Origin of the sequence: Pseudenterobacter timonensis, from assembly GCF_900021175.1 — a bacterium.
Lineage (GTDB): Bacteria > Pseudomonadota > Gammaproteobacteria > Enterobacterales > Enterobacteriaceae > Enterobacter > Enterobacter timonensis.
Window position 1 is genome coordinate 1 of sequence record NZ_FCOP01000009.1, and the last position, 2,068, is coordinate 2,068.

Here is a 2,068-nt window from a genome sequence, read left to right on the forward strand (position 1 = left end):
GAAATCGAAAGTGCAGCAGCAGACTACCGGCGAGATGCTGAAAGCCGCATTCAGCGAGCACGAGAAGTCTGTCAGAGCGGAACTGAACGAAAGCGAGAAGAGAATCAGCGCCGCCATCCACGACCACGACCGGATGCTGTCCTCAGCCATGAGCCAGCGTACGAAAGGGATGCTGCGCATGGTCAGCCAGACGTGGCTGACCATCGTCCTGGTCTCCGTGCTGCTGATAGCCTCAAGTGCGGGCATTCTATGGTGGCAGGGGCAGCAGATACTCGACAATTACACGACCATCCGGGAGCAGAAGAGCACGCAGGCCATGCTGTCCGAGAGGAACAGCGGCGTGCAGCTCACGACCTGCGGAGAGGAACGACGCCGCTGCGTGAGGGTGAACCCGGACGCGGGACGGTTCGGAGAGGATTCGAGCTGGATGATACTGGCGGGGAAATAGCACATGACGGAACTGGAAAAACAGTTGCTGAGCGCATTAGAGCAGCTACAGCAGGACTACTCGAAAAGGCTGGACGAGTGGGAGAGCGCCTTCGCGGAATGGCGGACGATGTGTGGTCTTATGCAACGGGAGAACGCAGCGCTGAGCGAGCGCGTCACGGACTTGAGCACGCAGGTGCTGAGTTTAAGCGAGCAGCTGCGCCGGTTGTCGTAAGGCTGAACGACATCGAGGCACACCGGGAGCAGGAGCGCGCAGCGCAGCACCAGAAAGCGCTGGAGCTGGAACGATCGCAGCGTCAGCAGGAGTATGACGGTCCGTCGCTGTGATAACCGGATAAAACGGGGCTTTCATTGAGGATCTGCGCCGAAACCCGGTGCCATTCACCCGGCTGCATGGCTATGCAGTCGGGTGAGATTTATCAGGCGCAGAATGCACGGTTTGCGGGGTGGTTTACTGTCGGTTTTGCAGGACTGACGCCGCATTCGCGCTGAACCCGTCCGGAGAGGTGCGGGCAAGGGATGTTATGGTAAAAGCATGATGCCTGGCGGGTACGGAAAAATTGTGGCGACCGAGCCTGCAGACGCAAAAATCCGGCCCATACTTATTCGTCTCCTTCATCAGGAATGCAGTACTATCCAGCCACTGCAGGTATTTGGCCCCCAGCGGGGGCTTTTTTTGCCTGTTGTTGGGGCAGATAAAGAAAAGGGCCGCATTAGCGGCCCTTTTCGGAGAGAGCGATGCCTCAATGCGGAATTTCAGAGACTTCTTTAACGTCGGCTTTATTGATCTGCTGTTTGACACCATTTGCGTCTTTATAGCCCAGCAGGCCTGAGTCTGATTCTGTAGGCTTGCCGTCGCTGACAATTGTACGCCCGTCGTTGGTGTGGATGGCATAGCTTGTGCGCGTGCAGCCGGTTAGGGCTGAAAGCGCAACTGCCGCTGCGAACACTGAAACAAAAATCTTTTTCAAAGCCAGCTCCTTTTATCCGTATCAGTTGTCTAGTTCACTCATGTTGGTAATTTTGTCACGGTTGATCTGTTCGGTTCGGCCTGTATGGGCATCTTTGTAGGATACTAATCCCGTATCACTGTCAACTTTGGGTTTGCCGTCTGTAACGATAGTGCGATCATCTGTGGTTTTTATTTCTTGGTTTGAAGAACATCCAGCAGCGGCAAAGGTCACCAACGCGACCATCATGGCCGCCAACAGCGTTTTTTTATTCATAATAGGTTCCCTGCTTAAAGGTAAAGTGGATATGGTCACTAACCATCTAAGTATAGGTCGTTTTTTCATGCGAAAAGAGGATTGAATGGACAAGAATTTCGATTATTGCTGACAGAGCATGGAGAAAAAGAGGCTGTTTTACTGTTCGGAAAGAAATCTTTTGTTGCCGTGCCAGATACGCAGAACCTTTATGGTGGGTGTTATTACCTTTATTTAGAGGATGCTCACAAGAACGAGCTTTTAATTGAGTTAAACGAAAGTGATTTATACCCCGGTGGCGCAATAGAACTTCAACACAACGGCGGTCGGAAGATTCATTGCGAGATACTAAAAGTAAGGTGGAGTCGTTAACTCAAGTAATGTTTCCTAAGTATGTTGATAGGCAAACATAGTGG

Annotated in this window: 6 protein-coding genes; 4 read left to right on the plus strand and 2 right to left on the minus strand. The window is 52.3% G+C overall.

Annotated features, from left to right (window positions below; genetic code table 11):
* The 3 genes from BN3796_RS02325 to BN3796_RS20840 form a co-directional block, all read left to right on the plus strand.
* Nucleotides 1–448, plus strand: a 448-nt coding sequence (locus BN3796_RS02325) for an MbeB family mobilization protein (RefSeq protein WP_073885052.1), incomplete at its 5' end; no start/stop codon positions are given.
* 3 nt (nucleotides 449–451) lie between these two features.
* On the plus strand, nucleotides 452–661 hold the full coding sequence (locus tag BN3796_RS02330) for an MbeD family mobilization/exclusion protein (protein ID WP_001632067.1): 210 nt from the start codon (nucleotides 452–454) through the stop codon (nucleotides 659–661).
* Nucleotides 559–774, plus strand: coding sequence for a hypothetical protein (locus tag BN3796_RS20840; RefSeq protein WP_162267574.1), 216 nt, complete (start codon nucleotides 559–561; stop codon nucleotides 772–774). The genes BN3796_RS02330 and BN3796_RS20840 overlap by 103 nt, the downstream gene beginning before the upstream one ends.
* Nucleotides 775–1,190: 416 nt before the next feature.
* Here BN3796_RS20840 and BN3796_RS02335 read toward each other — a convergent pair whose 3' ends face one another.
* Entirely contained in the window at nucleotides 1,191–1,418 is a 228-nt protein-coding gene (locus BN3796_RS02335) for a YgdI/YgdR family lipoprotein (RefSeq protein ID WP_000719360.1), read from the minus strand.
* Nucleotides 1,419–1,439: 21 nt separating this feature from the next.
* A complete protein-coding gene (locus BN3796_RS02340; protein ID WP_001036746.1) occupies nucleotides 1,440–1,673 on the minus strand; it encodes a YgdI/YgdR family lipoprotein in 234 nt (77 codons plus the stop codon).
* Between the two features lie 81 nt (nucleotides 1,674–1,754).
* Between BN3796_RS02340 and BN3796_RS20650 the strand changes: the two genes are divergently transcribed.
* On the plus strand, nucleotides 1,755–2,024 hold the full coding sequence (locus BN3796_RS20650; RefSeq protein WP_079839079.1) for a hypothetical protein: 270 nt from the start codon (nucleotides 1,755–1,757) through the stop codon (nucleotides 2,022–2,024).
* Nucleotides 2,025–2,068: the final 44 nt, after the last annotated feature.

Bases quoted from the DNA above. Each gene is read 5' to 3' on its own strand.
- BN3796_RS02330 (WP_001632067.1), top strand. From the start codon at position 452: ATGACGGAACTGGAAAAACAGTTGCTGAGCGCATTAGAGCAGCTACAG.
- BN3796_RS02340 (WP_001036746.1), bottom strand. From the start codon at position 1,673: ATGAATAAAAAAACGCTGTTGGCGGCCATGATGGTCGCGTTGGTGACC.